The sequence below is a fragment of the Amycolatopsis sp. VC5-11 genome, assembly GCF_037034185.1.
Classification (GTDB): domain Bacteria; phylum Actinomycetota; class Actinomycetes; order Mycobacteriales; family Pseudonocardiaceae; genus Amycolatopsis; species Amycolatopsis nivea.
In genome coordinates this window covers 97,387-113,333 of sequence record NZ_JBAGKF010000006.1, presented here as the reverse complement: position 1 = coordinate 113,333, position 15,947 = coordinate 97,387, and the positions used below count along the sequence as shown (strand labels likewise).

The 15,947-nt window shown below is 69.2% G+C and carries 18 protein-coding genes; 11 read left to right on the top strand and 7 right to left on the bottom strand.

What is annotated here, in order from left to right:
• Positions 1–21 precede the first annotated feature (21 nt).
• Positions 22–549 (bottom strand): DUF1453 domain-containing protein, encoded by a 528-nt coding sequence (locus WA670_RS20050; RefSeq protein ID WP_336158507.1) that lies wholly within the window; start codon positions 547–549, stop codon positions 22–24.
• 213 nt (positions 550–762) lie between these two features.
• Here WA670_RS20050 and WA670_RS20045 point away from each other — a divergent pair, with 213 nt between their 5' ends.
• The 5 genes from WA670_RS20045 (at position 763) to WA670_RS20025 (ending at position 4,191) form a co-directional block, all read left to right on the top strand.
• Complete coding sequence (locus WA670_RS20045; protein ID WP_336158506.1) at positions 763–2,031, top strand: cation:proton antiporter; 1,269 nt, start codon at positions 763–765, stop codon at positions 2,029–2,031.
• 180 nt (positions 2,032–2,211) lie between these two features.
• Positions 2,212–3,309: a glycosyltransferase gene (locus WA670_RS20040; protein ID WP_336158505.1), complete on the top strand. Its 1,098-nt coding sequence runs from the start codon at positions 2,212–2,214 to the stop codon at positions 3,307–3,309.
• A gap of 25 nt (positions 3,310–3,334) precedes the next feature.
• Positions 3,335–3,496 carry a hypothetical protein gene (locus tag WA670_RS20035; RefSeq protein WP_158691359.1) on the top strand — a complete coding sequence of 54 codons (162 nt, stop codon included), beginning with the start codon at positions 3,335–3,337 and terminating at the stop codon, positions 3,494–3,496.
• Positions 3,493–3,669 carry a hypothetical protein gene (locus WA670_RS20030; RefSeq protein ID WP_158714497.1) on the top strand — a complete coding sequence of 59 codons (177 nt, stop codon included), beginning with the start codon at positions 3,493–3,495 and terminating at the stop codon, positions 3,667–3,669. Before WA670_RS20035 ends, WA670_RS20030 begins: the two co-directional genes overlap by 4 nt.
• Positions 3,670–3,735: 66 nt before the next feature.
• A complete protein-coding gene (locus WA670_RS20025) occupies positions 3,736–4,191 on the top strand; it encodes a GNAT family N-acetyltransferase (RefSeq protein WP_336158504.1) in 456 nt (151 codons plus the stop codon).
• A 15-nt stretch (positions 4,192–4,206) separates the two neighbouring features.
• On the opposite strand, the gene WA670_RS20020 is transcribed toward WA670_RS20025, so the two are convergent.
• Together WA670_RS20020 and WA670_RS20015 are read right to left on the bottom strand one after the other, a co-directional pair.
• A complete protein-coding gene (locus WA670_RS20020) occupies positions 4,207–6,834 on the bottom strand; it encodes a hypothetical protein (protein ID WP_336158503.1) in 2,628 nt (875 codons plus the stop codon).
• A 187-nt stretch (positions 6,835–7,021) separates the two neighbouring features.
• Entirely contained in the window at positions 7,022–7,924 is a 903-nt protein-coding gene (locus tag WA670_RS20015) for an NmrA/HSCARG family protein (RefSeq protein ID WP_336158502.1), read from the bottom strand.
• Between the two features lie 95 nt (positions 7,925–8,019).
• On the opposite strand from WA670_RS20015, the gene WA670_RS20010 reads away from it, so the two are divergent.
• Positions 8,020–8,589, top strand: coding sequence for a TetR/AcrR family transcriptional regulator (locus tag WA670_RS20010; RefSeq protein ID WP_336158501.1), 570 nt, complete (start codon positions 8,020–8,022; stop codon positions 8,587–8,589).
• Here the strand turns inward: WA670_RS20010 and WA670_RS20005 are convergent.
• A complete protein-coding gene (locus WA670_RS20005; protein ID WP_336158500.1) occupies positions 8,564–9,427 on the bottom strand; it encodes an NAD(P)H-binding protein in 864 nt (287 codons plus the stop codon). The genes WA670_RS20010 and WA670_RS20005 overlap by 26 nt on opposite strands.
• Positions 9,428–9,542: 115 nt before the next feature.
• Between WA670_RS20005 and WA670_RS20000 the strand changes: the two genes are divergently transcribed.
• Positions 9,543–10,109 carry a TetR/AcrR family transcriptional regulator gene (locus WA670_RS20000; protein ID WP_336158499.1) on the top strand — a complete coding sequence of 189 codons (567 nt, stop codon included), beginning with the start codon at positions 9,543–9,545 and terminating at the stop codon, positions 10,107–10,109.
• Here the strand turns inward: WA670_RS20000 and WA670_RS19995 are convergent, their stop codons facing one another.
• The gene (locus WA670_RS19995) at positions 10,110–10,751 is read right to left on the bottom strand and encodes a TetR/AcrR family transcriptional regulator C-terminal domain-containing protein (RefSeq protein ID WP_336158498.1); all 642 of its coding nucleotides are present in this window, start codon (positions 10,749–10,751) and stop codon (positions 10,110–10,112) included.
• A gap of 67 nt (positions 10,752–10,818) precedes the next feature.
• On the opposite strand from WA670_RS19995, the gene WA670_RS19990 reads away from it, so the two are divergent.
• Genes WA670_RS19990 through WA670_RS19980 form a run of 3 tightly spaced genes read left to right on the top strand, consistent with a single transcriptional unit; the run spans position 10,819 to position 13,376 of the window.
• A complete protein-coding gene (locus WA670_RS19990; RefSeq protein WP_336158497.1) occupies positions 10,819–11,778 on the top strand; it encodes a PDR/VanB family oxidoreductase in 960 nt (319 codons plus the stop codon).
• 11 nt (positions 11,779–11,789) lie between these two features.
• Positions 11,790–12,452 (top strand): MSMEG_1061 family FMN-dependent PPOX-type flavoprotein, encoded by a 663-nt coding sequence (locus WA670_RS19985; RefSeq protein WP_336158496.1) that lies wholly within the window; start codon positions 11,790–11,792, stop codon positions 12,450–12,452.
• 45 nt (positions 12,453–12,497) lie between these two features.
• Entirely contained in the window at positions 12,498–13,376 is an 879-nt protein-coding gene (locus WA670_RS19980) for a phosphotransferase family protein (protein WP_336158495.1), read from the top strand.
• A gap of 411 nt (positions 13,377–13,787) precedes the next feature.
• Here the strand turns inward: WA670_RS19980 and WA670_RS19975 are convergent, their stop codons facing one another.
• Together WA670_RS19975 and WA670_RS19970 are read right to left on the bottom strand one after the other, a co-directional pair.
• Complete coding sequence (locus tag WA670_RS19975) at positions 13,788–14,348, bottom strand: hypothetical protein (RefSeq protein ID WP_134663126.1); 561 nt, start codon at positions 14,346–14,348, stop codon at positions 13,788–13,790.
• A 25-nt stretch (positions 14,349–14,373) separates the two neighbouring features.
• Entirely contained in the window at positions 14,374–15,381 is a 1,008-nt protein-coding gene (locus WA670_RS19970; protein WP_037814025.1) for a 4,5-dihydroxyphthalate decarboxylase, read from the bottom strand.
• 73 nt (positions 15,382–15,454) lie between these two features.
• Here WA670_RS19970 and WA670_RS19965 point away from each other — a divergent pair, with 73 nt between their 5' ends.
• The gene (locus WA670_RS19965; protein WP_037814027.1) at positions 15,455–15,922 is read left to right on the top strand and encodes a MarR family winged helix-turn-helix transcriptional regulator; all 468 of its coding nucleotides are present in this window, start codon (positions 15,455–15,457) and stop codon (positions 15,920–15,922) included.
• Positions 15,923–15,947 lie beyond the last annotated feature (25 nt).

Sequence of the window (15,947 nt, the reverse complement as noted above, 5' to 3'; positions counted from 1 at the left end):
CTTCTTCGCAGCTCAGCGTAGTCAGGCCCGCACCGGCTGCCCATCGCGGACGGCTTCGAGCTGCCGGGACCGCCACAGCACCCCGCCGGCCCGCACCGCGACCATCGCCAGCGCCATCAGCACGAAGAACAGGCCGACACCGTCCTTGTCCAGATGCGCGCTGACCAGGAATTCGCCGACCTTCACCGCGAACGGGCGCACGTTCTCCACCGCCCACACGAACACCAGCCGCCCGCCCAGCACGGCGAGCCAGATCAGCAGGTACGGCCAGCCCGCCCAGGTCTGCACGCGCCCGGTGTCCGGGCTGCGCTCCACCCGCGTGGTCGCGATCAGCCCCACGCCGGCGACTCCGCCGACGACAGCCCCGACCAGGCCGGCCGTCAGGTTCGGCGCGGTGAGCGAGATCCCGCCGGTGAAGTACAGGACCCCGATGACGGTGCACGAAACGAACGGCATGATGCCCATGACCAGGTTGTGCCGATGGCGGCCCACCTGGGTGAAAAGAACGAGGGCGAGCAGGATCCCGCCCATGATGAGAGCGTCAGTCATCACGGCCTTCTTCTGGAGTAAGGCGGGCCGGAACACCCGCGTTCCCGACGCTAGGGAGCGGAGCCCGCCGAATCGTCCAACCATCGACCGAATCCGGGTGGACGTGACGTACACCCGGAATGCCGGGCCCGGCCGGCCCCCGCCGGTACACTGTGGAGCGTCAGCGGCCGAAGACGGCTGGGCGCGACCAAAAGCCGTGGAGCCTCACGAACGATGATTACCGCACTGCTGGTCCTCTCGACCGCGGTTCTGCTGCGCGCGCTCGCGGCCAAACGGCTCGACCGGTGGAACATCGCCGCTCCCGTGCTGATGGTGCTGTGCGGGGCCGCGACCGCGTTGTTCGCGAGTCCGGCGAAACTGCTCGAGGTCTTCGACACCGAAATCGCGCAGCACGTCGCCGAACTCATTCTCGCGATGCTGCTTTTCGTCGACGCCACCGAGGTGCGCGGCGGCCGGCTGTGGGGACACGCGCCGGGCCTCGTCGCGCGGGTGCTGTTCTTCGCGCTGCCGCTGAGCCTCGGCCTGGCCATGCTGGCCGGCTGGGCGTTCTTCCCGGGTCTGTCGTGGCCGTTGCTGCTGATCGTCGCGTGCATCGTCATCCCGAGCGATTTCGCGGCCGCCGAACGCGTCGTGCGGGACCGAACTCTCACGCCGCAAGTGCGCAGCGTGCTGAATGTCGAAAGCGGTTACAACGACGGATTGGTCTCGCCGCTGTTCCTTTTCGCACTCATTCTCGCGCGCAGCGACAATACGGCCAATACCGGCGGGAAAGCGCTCGCGACCGCTTTGCCGTTCGCGATCAAAGCCATTGTCGCCGGAGCCGTCGTCGGCACGGCGATCGGCATCCTGCTGTTCCTCGCCGTCCGCGCCGGCTGGACTTCCGGACAGGGACGGCGCATCGCCCTCCTCACGACTCCCCTGCTGACCTACGCGGCGACAGTCGCCATCGACGGCAACGGATTCGTCGCCTGTTTCGTCAGCGGGATCGCCTTCCGCTACGTCTACCGCGCCTTCGCCGCACGGCACCTCCGCATCTCGGACAGCCACGCCCGCGAGCACTTCGCCCGGCCGTCGGAGGACCTGCAACTGCTCGAAGAGGTCACCGGGATCCTGACCATGGCGATGTGGTTCGTCGTCGGCGGCGCCGCGGTCGTCGTGGTGTCCTTCGGCATCGCGTGGCAGCCGGTCGTGTTCTGCCTGCTCGCGCTGACCGTCCTGCGGATCGTGCCGGTGATGCTGTCGCTGAGCCGGACCCGGATGCCGCACCGGGACCGGTTCCTCGTCGGCGCGCTCGGCCCGCGCGGCACGACGTCGGTCGTGTTCGGGCTGCTGGCGATCAACGGCCTGACCGGCGAGGAGAGCGACCTCGTCCTGACCCTGACTGTGGTCTGCGTCCTCGGCAGCGTCGCCCTGCACGGGCTCGGCTCGACGCCGCTCATCACCCGCCTGATGACCCCGCGGACGCACCGTCAGTCTCAGTAGGAAGTACGCACAGTGACCATTTGGCAGACTGAGAATCCCTAGGCAGTACACAGGTTTCGCGGAAATTCTCCCCCGCGCGGGTGGTCTCTGGACGATTCATGTAGCGTTCCGTGACCGCCGACAGAGTAAGGGTCAAGCGCGACGCACCACGTCGCAGTTCCGCGCAGAGGACCCCAGCTCATGTCCGCACCCACGCTCGCCGAACCACGAACCGGACGGCACCGTTCCGGCAGCGTGCGCGTCGTCGCCGTCATCCCCGCGCACGACGAAGAAGCCCAGATCGCGCACACCGTCGCCGCGCTGCGCGGACAGGACCGGAGCGTCGACGAGGTTTTCGTCGTCACCGACAACTGCACTGACAACACCGCCGCCGTGGCTTCGATCGCCGGCGCCCGGGTGCGACCGTCCACAAACAACACGCACAAGAAGGCCGGCGCCCTCAACCAGCTGCTCGCCTGGCTGCTGCCGCGCCTGGACGAGGACGACGTAATCCTCGTCCAGGACGCCGATTCCACTTTGGACCCGCAGTTCGTCAGCACCGCACTGCACCACCTCGACCACGGATACGGCGGCGTAGGCGGAGTCTTCCGCGGCGGACCGGGCGGCGGTTTCGTCGGACACCTCCAGCGCAACGAATACGCCCGCTACGCCCGCGACGTGCACCGGCTGCGCGGAAAATGCCTGGTGCTGACCGGAACCGCGGCGATGTTCCGGGTCCGCACCCTCCGCGAAGTCGCTGACGCCCGGCTAGCCGGGCAGTTGCCCGCAGGCGACGGCCGCGGCGGGATCTACGACACCACCGTGCTCACCGAGGACAACGAACTCACTTTCGCCCTGCTGCACCTCGGTCACCGGGTGATCTCGCCCAGCGCGTGCACGCTGGAAACCGAGGTCATGACGAGCTGGAGTGCACTGTGGACACAACGCCTGCGGTGGAAGCGCGGCGCGGTGGAGAACTGTGTCCAATATGGACTGACCCGCGTCACGTGGCGGTACTGGGGCAGACAGCTGATGACGATCGCGGGCGTGCTGGTCAGCGGGATCTACCTGACCGCCCTCGCGATCGCCCTGTTCCGCGGCGGCCTGCACCTCAACCCGTGGTGGCTCGGCATCTCGGCGATCTTCGTAGTGGAGCGGGTAGTGACCGTGCGCTACCGCGGCTGGCGCCGGATGCTGCTCGCCGCGTCGATGTACGAGCTGGTGCTCGACTATTTCCTGCAAGCCTGCCATCTCAAGGCATACGCGGACGCGCTCCTGCGCACCCGCAAGAACTGGTGAACACCCGGACGGAAGAGAGAACCCCATGTACCAGAAAATCGGCGCGGCCTCGGCCGCGGGAATGACCGGCGGACTCGCGTTCACCGGAGTGAACGTCCTGTGGCTTCTGCTGGCGGGATTCGCTTTGCTGGCAGCGGGAACAGCCATGCTGCGGATCCTGCCGAAGGTCCGCAACCAAGACCGATGACCGGCCGCGGACAGCGATTTCCGTTCCGCGTGCACCAGGCCGCGCTGGGCGAGCATGTCGCCGCGATCTGGGGCTGGGACGACGAAACCCAGCGCCGCTACCACGACCACGCCTTCGCACCCGGCCCGCGATACCAAGGCCGAGGAATCGGCGGCGGCTGCTCCGCTGGCTGATCGGCGTCGCGGCGGATCCTGCCGAAAGCCCGCAACCAGGACCGGTGACCGCGCTACCCTGAACACATGCCAGGCAAGATCGGCCTGCGTCCGACAACGCCCGCGGACAGCGATTTCTGCTTCCGCGTCCACCGGGCCGCGCTGGGCGAGTACGTCGCCGCAATCTGGGGCTGGGACGACCAAACCCAGCGCCGCTACCACGACCGCGCCTTCTCCCCCGGCACATGGCAGGTGATCACGATCGACGGCGCAGACGCCGGCCTGCTCGCGGTCGAGTACCGGCCGACGGAGATCTGGCTCGGCCGGATCGAACTCGACCCGCGCTACCAAAGCCAAGGAATCGGCGGGCGGCTGCTCCGCTGGCTGATCGACGTCGCGGCGGAGCGGAAACAGCCGCTGGTACTCGAAGTCCTAGACGTCAACCCCCGGGCACTCGCGTTCTGTCTGCGGCACGGTTTCCGCGAAACCGGCAGGCGCGGACGGAAAATCCTCCTGGCCCGAAACCCGGACCAGGAGGATTGACCGAGCGGTCCGGCCTCAGCCCGCGTCCGTCACCGTCCCCGTGACGTCCACGTCCGGGCCGGATTCCTTCGGCTCGCCCGTCACCTGCAGCAGCACGTGCTTCGCCGGGTCCGCCCCGTCATGCCGCACAGTCGGGATCGTCAGCTCACCGCTCGTCTTGCCCGCCGGGATCTGCACCACTGCCGTCAATCCGGTCTCCGACAACGGCTGCTTCTTCGCCGGATCGAGGCCGTGCTCGATCAGCCACTCCGGATCGACGTCGGAGGTCATCAGTTCCGGCCGGTTCTTCGGCGCCTTCACCTGCCCGAGCACGCTGACGTCCGAATCGGCCACTGTGGACAGCCGGACCGGCCACGTCAGCGCACTGCCCTCCACCGCAGTCACCTCGGACTGCCCGACGCTGATCTTCGGAGCCGGGTCGTCGTTCTCGACGTTCAGCGAGCCCTCCGCCGACCCGATCACCGTGCCGCGGGTGGCCTGCACCTCGGCCAGCATCCGGTACGGCCAGCTCCACCGGGTGTTCCCGGCGACCGTCACGGGCAGGTCGAGCGTGTGCTGTCCCGGCGCGAGCGTGACCGCTTGATAGGTCCACTTCACTGACATCGGCGAGACCGTGTCCGCCCGGAAGACGCGCAGCGAACCGCCGCCGTCGCCGGTCACGGTGACCGGGATCTGGTATGTCTTCGAGCCGGAACCGCCTTCCTTGACCGTCATCGAACCGAGGTCGATCCGGGTCAGCGGAGCCGGGTTCGGGTCGGGCAGGCCGGGACGCCAGGCGTACGCGTCCAGCAGCCACGCCTCGCCGCCCGCTGTCCGCGGCGTCAGCTCCAGGCTGGCCACCTCCAGGTGCGGCGGCAGCGGGACCCGGACTTCCTGGCCCCAGAACGATTTCGTGCGTTCGTTCCCGGCCAGTCCGGCCACCGTCACCGCACCCAGTTTTGTGCGTTTCCCCCGCGTGTCGAAGACCGCGACGTCGAACGACTCGGCCGGGACGTTCTCCGGCGCGATGAGCCGCATCGCCAGCGCCCGCGCACCGTTCGGCGAAACCGGTTGCGGCAGCTGGATTTTCGCCGGTGCCCCGGCCGTCGCGGAGCGCACGTGCACGGCGGTCCGCGACGGATCGGGAGCGTCGTCCAGCCCGACGAAGTGCGGCGATTTGGACGCGCCGGAGTCGACGAGGCACCGCCGGTCCGGACCCACTTGCTGGCAGACGTCGCCGCTCCCGGTGACCTTGGTCGACGAATCCGGGACCAGCACCGGAGTCCGCGCGCCGCCGAGAGCGTGGGACAGCACGTGCGCCGGATCGGCGGACGGCGCGCGCACGCCGGAACCGTCCAGCAGCGGCTCCATGCGCAGATCGTGCTTCTGGAACAGATGCGCCGCAGCGGCGACATAGGTCGCGCCGACCGCTCGCTGCTGCGCGTCCGTCAGCCGCGCGGGCATGCCGGGCGAGCAGTACGGATCCGGCTGCGGAGAAAAGAAATCGTCCTGCGCCGGAGCCACCGCGACGCCGGGCGTCCATTCCGAGTTGAAGTAGTTGTGGTTGGCGCCCGAGATGTACAGCGCGCTGTGCAGAGCCGTGCCCTGGCTGACGCCGCGCGTACCGTCGACGTATTGCTGCCCTTGAAGACTCGAAACGTCGCCGTCGCAGGAGGGCAGGAAGGTGACCGACGGGACGTCCGGCACCGGGTTGAACCCGAACACGGTCGGCGCGATGAGCACGTCGCCGCGGATCTTCCACCGGACCGGCCCGGAGAACCCGGTGTCGCCCGGCGGCGGATACAGGCTGTCCATCGCCGCGCGGTTGACGCCCTCGCCGCCGCGGGAATGCCCCACCAGCACCACATTCGACAGATCCGCGGCCGGCGAATCCCGGACGATCTGCGGTGCGGTCGCGCGGTCACTGCCGGACCAGTCCGCCCAGTGCGCCAGGTGCAGCCGGACCAGCGACGACCGGGCCTGCGCGCCGCCGTCCTGGGCCGCGTGGTCGAGCGCGTTGATCGCGTCGGCCGAAACGGACACTGTCACGAATCCCTGCGACGCCAGCAATTCCTGGGTCTGCAGGTAGCCGCGGTAGCTCGGGATCGGCAGCATCCCGGCCTTGCACGGCCAGGCCGTCGAGTAGTCGCCCGGATCGGCCGGGTGGTAGCAGGGCTGGTGACGGCCGTGCAGGAACACCACCAGCGGCCGGTTCCCCGGCGCGTGCCGGGGCGCGACGACCAGGCCCTGCATCTCGATCGGCCCGTCCAGCCCCGGCAGCCGCACCGGGTCGAGCGAATACTCGCCCTTGACCGTCGAGAACTGCCCGGGTTTACCGGGATCCACCGCATTAGCGGGCAGCTCGGGCAGCGGCACCGCGGCCGGTTGCTTCGCCGTCGCGCGAGGCGGATTGGTCAGCGAACGGCCGCCGACGCGCACCTCCAGCCCGCGCAGATCGCGGATCCCGCCGGCTGGCAGCGAGAACGTCCGCAGGTCGGCCTGCGGCTGGGCTCGGCCGAGCAGCTTGCCGCCGGACCAGAACTCCACCGCACCGTCGCCGAACAGCGGTTTCGGCGCGGTCCAGAGCAACTGGCCGTCGGCGACGCGCCACTCGGGCGAAGCTGCCGGACTCGCCGCTGCCGACGGCGCCAAGGTGACTGCCAAGACGGCGGCTGCCGCGATGGGGACAAATTTACGCAGAAGGACCTTCACTGGGTACTCCCTCCCCGATGATCTTTCCTTTCTACCGGGAAAGCAGCCCGCCGTGCCAGAACGGCGACGAGGGTCCTGTGCACTCAACACCGACGACCCGTGCACCGTCCGGGCCTGGAAGCCTTGCTGCGCCAAGCGTTCAGGCCCGCATAGCCGTCTCAGCCCATTCCTCGAAGCTGGTCAGCGGAATCCCGAGTTCCCGCGCGAACTCGGGCCGCGCCGGTTGCCCGAGCGCGTTCAGCATCGCGTGGGAGAAGCCCATCGGCGGCATCCCCGCGGCGAGCGCCTCCTCGACGGTCATGTCCGGCACCGACAACGGCACGCCCAGCACCCGGGACAGGATCGGCGCGATCTCGGCCATCGACCGGTAGTCGCTCGCCAGTTCCAGTTCGACCCGGTGGAACCGCTCCGGTTCCGCGATCGCCGCCGCGGCCGCCCGGCCGATGTCGCGCGTCGCGGCCAGCGACAGCCGGGTTTCCGGACGCAGGATCGTCACCAGCCCGCCCTCGATGCCGCGCGGGAAGACGTACTGCGTGGACGGCAGGAAGTTCTCCATGAAGAACCCCGGCTTGAGCAGGGTCCATCGCGGGAATTCCGCCGCCCGGAGCCGATCCTGGATCGCTGCCTTCGCCTCCATCGCCGGTGCCAGGAACGCCCAGCGCTCGTCGGCCAGTTCCGGCGATCCCGCGCCGCTCACCGAGGTGTGCACGAACTGCGGCACGCCCGCGTCTTTCGCCGCCTCGAGGAGATTCACCGCCGGGGTCACCTCCCCGGCGAAATCCGGCTCGGCCCCGCTCATGTCCGGCATCTGCACGCTGAACACCGCCCGCACGCCCTTCACCGCCCGGGCCAGCCCGTCCCGATCGAGCAAATCCCCGACGACGAGCTCCGCGCCCGCCGCTTCGACCGCCTTCGCCCGGTCCGCCGCCGGATCCCGGACCAGCGCGCGGACGGGAACGCCCGCCGCCAGCAGCTCGCGCGCCGTCGCGCCGCCCTGCCGTCCCGTCGCGCCGACGACCAGTACCGGTGCTGCCTCACTCATGATTCTCCCTGGGAACGCTAAGTGGCGGGGCCCGCCATTTCGTGTCCGCTACGATACGGCGGGGCCCGCCACTTAGCAAACCCGGAGGTCACGCCATGCCCGGCCAGCAGCGCGCGGACGCGCGGCGCAACTACGCGCGGATTCTCGAGGTGGCCGAGGCGGAGGTCGCTGCGCACGGGGCGAACGCGTCGCTGGAGCAGATCGCGCGCACCGCCGGGGTCGGCTCCGCGACCGTGCGACGGCACTTCCCCACCCGGCACGCACTACTAGAAGCCGTTTCGCAGGAACGGATCGCGCTGCTAGCCGCGCGTGCTCAAGAACTAGTGGGGGAAGCCGACAGCCGCCGCGCACTCCTGGAATGGCTGGACGACGTGGTCAGCTACTGCGTGACCGCGCGCGGCCTCGCCGCCGCCCTCGCGTACGACGTGCCGGATCCGACGCACGGAAACTCCTGCTCGATGACGCTGGAGGAATCCGCGGCGCCGCTAGTGGCCCGCGCCGCTCGCGACGGGGCTGTCTCGCCGGAGGTGACGGTCGGCGACCTGATCGCGTTGATCGTCGGCATCACGCTCACGACCGAACGCCATCCGGAACCGGCCGCCGAAGCCAGCCGGCTGTTCCGGATCGCGGTGGCGGGAATCAGCCCGCAGCCGGGTCGAGGCTGACGGCAAGCCGCTCCGCGACCGAGCGCGGCTCGCGGCCGAGAAGCTCCGCCAGCAGGGTGCCGGACTCGACGAAATAGCCAGCGCGGGAAGCCTGGTACCAGGTCAGCATCAGCCGCGCCAGCTGTTCCGGGACGCCGACCGCGACCTGGTCGGCAACCCACCGTTCGTCTTCCACGACAACACGTTTGACGCTACGACCGGTGAGCCGCGAAGCGATCCCGGCGAAGTCGTCGAAGGTGACCGCGGCCGGAGCGGCGAGCGTGACAGGGCCGTCGATGACGCGGGTGCCAGCGAGGACAACCGCAGTGGCCTCGGCGATGTCCGCACGGTCGGTGTACGGGACGGGCCCGTCTGCCGGTTGCGCGATCTCGCCGGTCCGCTGCCACGGGCCGAGCACCTGGTCAAGCGGGCCGTAGGCGCCGTTGCGCAGTGCGGTCCAGGCGACTCCGGAGTCGGCGAGGATCGCTTCGGTGGCGATGTGGATGTCCGACGGCCTGTACGGGTTTCCGGGGACAGCTCCGTGCTGGCTCGTGTAGACGATCCGCCGGACCCCGGCCGCCACAGCTGCGTCGACGGCGCCTCGGTGCAGGCTGACCAGGTCGGCGGCCGGATCGTTGCCGGACACCAGAAGGACCTGCTCCGCACCGGCGAACGCGTCGCGCAGCGCGGCCGGATCCTCGTAGGAACCCTGTCGCACGCGCACCCCACGGTCGGCGAAGTGCTGCGCCTTCGCGGGATCCCGGACACTGACGCCGACCTGGTCGGCGGGTACGCGCTTGAGGAGGTGCTCGACGGTGGTGCCGCCCAGCCCGCCGGTAGCGCCGGTGACAACGATCATTTCTGCCCCTAGATCTAAGTTGACCCCACTGGTCAACTTCTCCTCTCCCGACTTTAGGTAAGCTGACCAAGCGAGTCAACTTACGCCGCGAGGCGACAGCGAGAGGGAGGGCGAAGTGCCTTCGGAGTCCGGGCTGCGCGCCGACGCCAGGCGCAATTCCGAGCAGATCCGCGCCGCCGCGATCGGCGCCTTCCAAGGCCGCGGCCTCACGGTCCCGTTGGAGGAGGTCGCGCGAGCGGCGGGGGTCAGCAAGGCCACGATCTTCAACCGGTTCGGCGGCCGGATCGGGCTCATCGAGGCGGTGATCGAAGAGGTCGTCGCGGCGGAACTGTTCGCCGTCATCGATCGCACGCGGGCCATCGACGACGCCAGCGAGCGGATCGCCTCCTACCTCACCGAACTGCGCGACCTCCAGTACCGCCAGCCCGCCGTCAACGACGTCCTGTTGCAGATCTATCCGCACTCGCCGCAGCTCATGGAGATCTGCCGGGTCGGAAGCGAGGCGAACGAAGAACTGGTCGCGGCGGCGCGGGCCGCGGGCGCGGTGCGGCCGGAGTTCACCGCAGGCGATCTCCACGCGCTCGTCGTCGACAACGCCCTCGCCCTCAAGCACGGCGAACGGCCTGCCCGGGACGCCTACGACCGGCGCACCGCCTACCTGCTGGACGGAATCCGCCGGTAACTAGGGCCGCCCCGCCACCGCGTCCACCCCGGCGAGCAGCAGCTCCAGCCCGAACTGGAACCGCTCCTCGAAATCGAGCATCGATTCCACCGGCCCCGCCTCCAGGTGCACGTACTTCCGCGCCCCCAGCACGCTCTTCAGCACCTCGACCTCGTCGCCGGTCGCGCCCTGCTCCTCGAGCGTTTCGCCGAGCACGAAGCAGAAAACCGCGCTCGTCGCCCAGATCGCGTGCTTGCGCGGCAGCCCGGACGCCAGCAGGCCGCCGAGCAGACTGTCCACGAAGGTCAGATTGCTGCGCTTCGCCGCGTAGTTCCCGCCGACGATCCGCGCCCCGTCCCGATGCGCGAGCAGCGCCGTGCGCAATCCGGCGGCCATGCTCCGCACGCGGCTCTTCCAGTCGCCGTCCCCGGCGGGCAGCTTCGCCACCGCGCCGGCGAGGATCGCCTCGGCCATCTCGTCGATCAGCGCGTCCTTGCCGTCGAACAGGCGGTAGATCGCGGGCAGGTGCAGCCCCATCCGGTCGGCCAGCTGGCGCATGGTGAGGGCCTCCAGCCCGCCCGCGTCGACCAGGTCCAGCGCCTCGGCCACCGCCCGCTCGGCGCGCGTCGCGGCGATTCCCGCCCGTTTCGTGTCGGTTGACATGTTAACGATGTTACCAATACTCTCGGCGAGGCGCGGAGTAACAACGTTAACAAAGGGAGGGAAGCCGATGACCTCGAACGCCGGAACCGCCGGGCAGCTGGACGTCTTCGTCCGGCAGCTGCGCTGGGAAGCCGACGGCGTCGTCTCGCTGGACCTGGCGGCCGCCACCGGGAAACCGCTGCCGAACTGGGAGCCCGGCGCGCACATCGACCTCGTGCTGCCGAACGGCGTCGAACGGCAGTACTCGCTCTGCGGTCCGCCCGGCGAACGCGCGTACTACCGGATCGGCGTCCGCCGGGAACGCGCGAGCCGCGGCGGATCGGAATACGTGCACGCGTTTCTCCGCCCCGGCCAGCGCGTCGCGATCAAGGGCCCGCGGAACAATTTCGGCTTCCACGCCGCCCAGTCGTACGTCTTCGTGGCCGGCGGCATCGGCATCACCCCGATCCTGCCGATGGTCCGCACCGCGGCGGCCAAGGGCGCCGACTGGCAGCTGTACTTCGGCGGCCGCACCAGCACGTCGATGCCGTTCCTCGACGAACTCCGCGGCTACGGCGAGCGCGTGCACTGCCATCCGTCGGACACCATCGGCCGGATTTCGTTGTCCGCACTGGAAAATCCCGTCGAAGCCGGGGCGAAGGTCTACGCCTGCGGACCGGCTTCGCTGCTGTCCGATTTGGACACCGCGGCCGAGAACTGGCCCGCCGAAGCACTGCGCCTGGAACGCTTCAAAGCCCCGCAGGCTCCGCCCGCGGAGAACAAGCCGATCGAGGTCGAATGCGCGGCCTCGAAGAAGACCGTGTCCGTCGCCGCCGACGAAAGCATTGTCAGCGCACTGGAAAAGGCCGGCATCCGCCCGGTGACCTCGTGCCGGTCCGGAATCTGCGGCTCGTGCGAGACCAAGGTGCTCGACGGCGTCCCCGACCACCGCGACGGCATCCTTTCCCCGAGCGAACAAGCGGCAGGCGACCGGATGTTCGTCTGCGTGTCCCGCGCCCGCACCCCACGCCTCGTCCTCGACCTGTGACGGGAGAGCCCATGACCACCGCAGCCGACGCGTACAGCCCGATCACCATGGCGCGCATCCGGGAGATCATCGGTTTCCCGGACCAGTTCATCGCCGAGAAAAAGGAACCGCAGCTCGGCGAATTCGCCATGCGGTTCATCGCGCACAGCCCGTTCTTCTGCGCCGCCACCTTCGGCGCGGACGGCCTGATGGACGTCAGCCCGAAAGGCGACCCGCCCGGTTCGGTGCGGGTCCTCGACCCGTGGACGCTCGCCATCCCCGACCGTCCCGGCAACAAGCTCGCCGACACCTTCGAGAACGTCACCGCCACCTCGTCGATCGGGCTCGTGTTCTTCGTGCCCGGCCTGCGCGAGGTGATCCGCGTCAACGGCGACGCCTTCGTCACCGACGATCCGGAACTGCTGAGCATGCTCAGCGCGGACAACAAACCCGCGGTCCTCGCGACGGTCGTCCGCGTGCGCGAAGTGTTCGGTCAGTGCGGAAAAGCTGTCATCCGGGCGAAATTGTGGGAGGGCGACACTCGCGGCCTCGCCGAGGCAGCGACCCTCGGCGGCGATTTCTACACCCTCTCCATCGCCGAACAGGCGCAGAAAATCAACAACAGCCTCGGCGACCTCGTGAACGGCGGCCTGTACGACGTGGTCGACGAAAACTACCGGACCGAGCTGTTCTAGAAACTCCGTTGCTCCCACCGCGAAGCGTTGCCTAGTATCCGTTTTGTGCGATCCCGACCGGCCTTTCCCACCGACGACACCATCACCCGCGTACTCGCCGAACAGTGGCAGCCCGTCTCCGAGATCGCTTACCTGCCTTGGGGTTTCGGCGCGCACCACTGGCGCGCCGACTCCCTGTTCGTCACGCTGGACCAGCTCGAACCCCGGCACACCGCGGCGTCGCTGGAAAGCACCTACGCGAGCGCCGCCGAACTGGCCGCCGCCGGGCTGGAGTTCGTCTGCGCCCCGGTGCCGACGCGGTCCGGCCGGTTCACCGTCGACACCGGAGCCGGTGCGCTCAGCGTCACCCCGATGCTGGACGGCCGCAGCCCCGCGGAAGACGAGGTCGACAAACCGGCAATCCTCGCCGCGCTCGACGCCCTGCACCGCACCCCGCCGCCCGCCGGACTGCGCGAGTGGGCACCAAAGGTCGGCCCCGGCTTCGCCGACGAACTGCGCGCCCGCACGGCCGAACCCTGGACGTCCGGCCCGCTGGCCGAAGAAGCCCGCACCGCCCTCGCGTCCCGCGGCGACGCGATCAAACGCTGGAACGACCGCTACCTCGAACTGGCCGCTTTTGCCGCCTCCCGGCGCGGCTCCTGGGTCCCAACCCACGGCGAACCCCACCACGGCAACCAGGTCGCCACGCCTGAGGGCCTGCGCCTGGTCGACTGGGAAACCCTCGCCGTCGCCCCGCGCGAACGCGACTACGCCGACCTGCCCGGCACCCCGGGTCTGGACCCCGCAATGCTGGAACTGTTCGCCCTCGACTGGCGGCTCTCCGAACTGCGCGAGTACGCGGACTGGTTTTCCGCGCCACACACCGGGAACGAGGACGACGTCATCGCGTGGGAAGGGTTGCGCGAGGAACTGGGCCTCGCCTGACCGAGGTCCCGGCAGCTGTTCTCCTTGGCAGTCACGGCGTTTCGGGTGATGAGGCCGACCGCTCTGCCGACGGTATTGCGCAGTGCCAGCCCGTGCCGAGTCCGCGGAACGAGCAGCGCGGCGACAAGGTTGACGCGCCGATGCTTCGGGTCCACCTGCCGCCGGTGTTTCGCCTCGTAGACCTGAAAAGCCCGGGCATGATCGCCAGGATGCGCGGCGAGCGCTTCGGCCAGCGTCTGCGCACCGGTCACGGTCGTAGCCGGGCACCCGCCCGCCGCGGAAGGTGAACGTCGCGAGCGGCTTTCCCCTAGACGGATGGACAGTGAGCATCCGGCCAGGCGCGGTCGACCTGCTGACCGCGGAGCGCCGCGGCGCCTGACCCAGCGGCCGTCGTTCACCGACCCGCCCTGATCACCGGACGCGGACAACGAGATCCGGCTGCCGGAACCCTCCGGCGTCGACCCAGCGTCCGCCGTCGAGGCGACCGGTGGCGGCCACCCGGTCGAGCTGGCCGGGCGAGCAAAACCTGCGGCCGTCCCCGCCCCCGACGATCTCCCCGGTGTCCGCGAACAGGTGGATCTGCCGCGTGAGCGTCCATTCGCAGCGCACGACCGGCCGACGCAAGACAGCTTCGAACCAGTTCGCCGCCCGCGTCGCCAGGTCTTCCGGCCCGCCGGTCGCGGCGAACGCCAGCTTGGTCGGCTCGTCCGGCAGGGTGAACAACTGGTTGTGCACCTCGTCGCCGCGCAGGGTCCGGCCGTCCAGATGCACCCCGAGGGTCATGAGCACGCAGTGCGCGACCGGATCGGACAGGTCCAGGGAAGCGATCAGCGGAAGCTCCGCGTCGGGCGGATCCACTCGGCTGTCGAGCGGGCTCGCGCGCCAATGAGCCGCGCGAATCCGCAGCGCCTCGACAAAGCGGCGCTCAGTCTCGCCGAGCTCGCCGTCGTATTCGAACCATTCGTCCGCCACATCCGGAAGCATGCCAGCGCAACGACTAGGTATCCAGCAATTCCGGCACGAAAATCTCCTCCACCTTCATCAGCCTCTTCGACAATCCCTGTTCGAAGTGCCACCGCAGGAAAGCCTCCACCGACCGCCGGTTCTTCTCAATTCCGTACGGCCACCAATCCTCCCCGAACAACCGGCGGTTCTCGTCGTACAACGCACTGAACCACGGCACCATCCCGGCATCGCCCATGTGATTGAAAATGCGCCCCCGCCGGTAATCCGCCATCGCGACTTCCTTCGCGTCGACAAACCCCCGATACAGCCGCTCCGCCAGACCCGGATTCTCCGCCAGCAGATCCCGCCGGACGACCACCGCATGCATGATCGGCCGGATTCCGGTCCGCCGGTAATACTCGCGTTCCACCGGCACGTAATCCGGGAACAACTGCGCCACCTCCGGCGAATCCTCCCGGATGCCGCGCGGCGGATCCGCGGTAATGAACGCGTCGATCTCCCCGCTCTCCAGCATCGGCCCGAGCGCTTTCCCCGCCGGAGCCTGCCGCACCTCCACTTCCGCGGGGTGCAGTCGCGGAACGAAATCGAACCACTCCATCGGCCAGTCGAATCCGCCGATCACCCACCGGCTCTGTTCCGGCCGCACGCCGTACTCGTCGGACAGCATGCCTTTCGCGACGACGCCCGCGTCGTGCCCGTACGTCGCGAACTCGCCGATCGTCTTGCCGATCAAATCGCGCGGCTCCCGGATGCCGCTGCGCGCGTTGACGTAGATCGCCGAATGCCGGAACTGCCGGTTCGGGAACACCGGCAGCGCAACGAACGGCGGATCCGGCAGGTCCAGGGTGCGCAGATAGAACGTGAGCCCCAGTTCGGCGACAGCGAACTCCCTGCCCCGCACCATCCGCTCGAACAGGTCCGAGACGATGTCGGCAGTGTGCAGGGTCGCGTCGACGCCCTCGAAGCGGACCCGGCCGTCGAACAGCGGGCGGGTGTTGTCGTAGCGGTACAGGCCGAAGTCCAGCCGCAGGTCAGTCATGACGTGCTCCTCTCCGTCCGGTCTCATACTAAACGCGTTTACTATCTTCGGGCAACCGCTACGATGCCTCCCGATGGACAAGGACGCGCTCGCCGAACTCTTCGCCACCGCCTCGCTCGGCGCCCCCGAGAACGCGGTGGGATTCGTCATGTGGCGCGTCGTGCACCGCTACGTCCGCGAGGTCGACCAGGCCCTCGCCCCGCTCGACCTGACGCACCTGCAGTTCCAGACGCTCGCGCTCGCCGGCTGGCTCAACCGCACCGGCGGCCCGGTGACCCAGTCCGGGCTCGCGACGTCCGGCGACATCCACCCGATGCAGGTGTCGCAGATCCTGAAAACGCTGGAGCGCAAGGGATTCGTCGCCCGCGCGCGCAGCGCCGAGGACGTCCGCGCCAAACGCGTCGAGGTCACCGACTCCGGCGGAGCCGCCCTGCGCGCCGCGATGCCGCTCGTGATCGAGGTGCAGCACCGGATCTTCGGCGACGAGGGGCTGCCCGGCGGAAGCCTGCTGAACACCTTGCTGCGCCTGGACAATTCCTGACCGAGGCCCTTGCCGGGCTGCTACG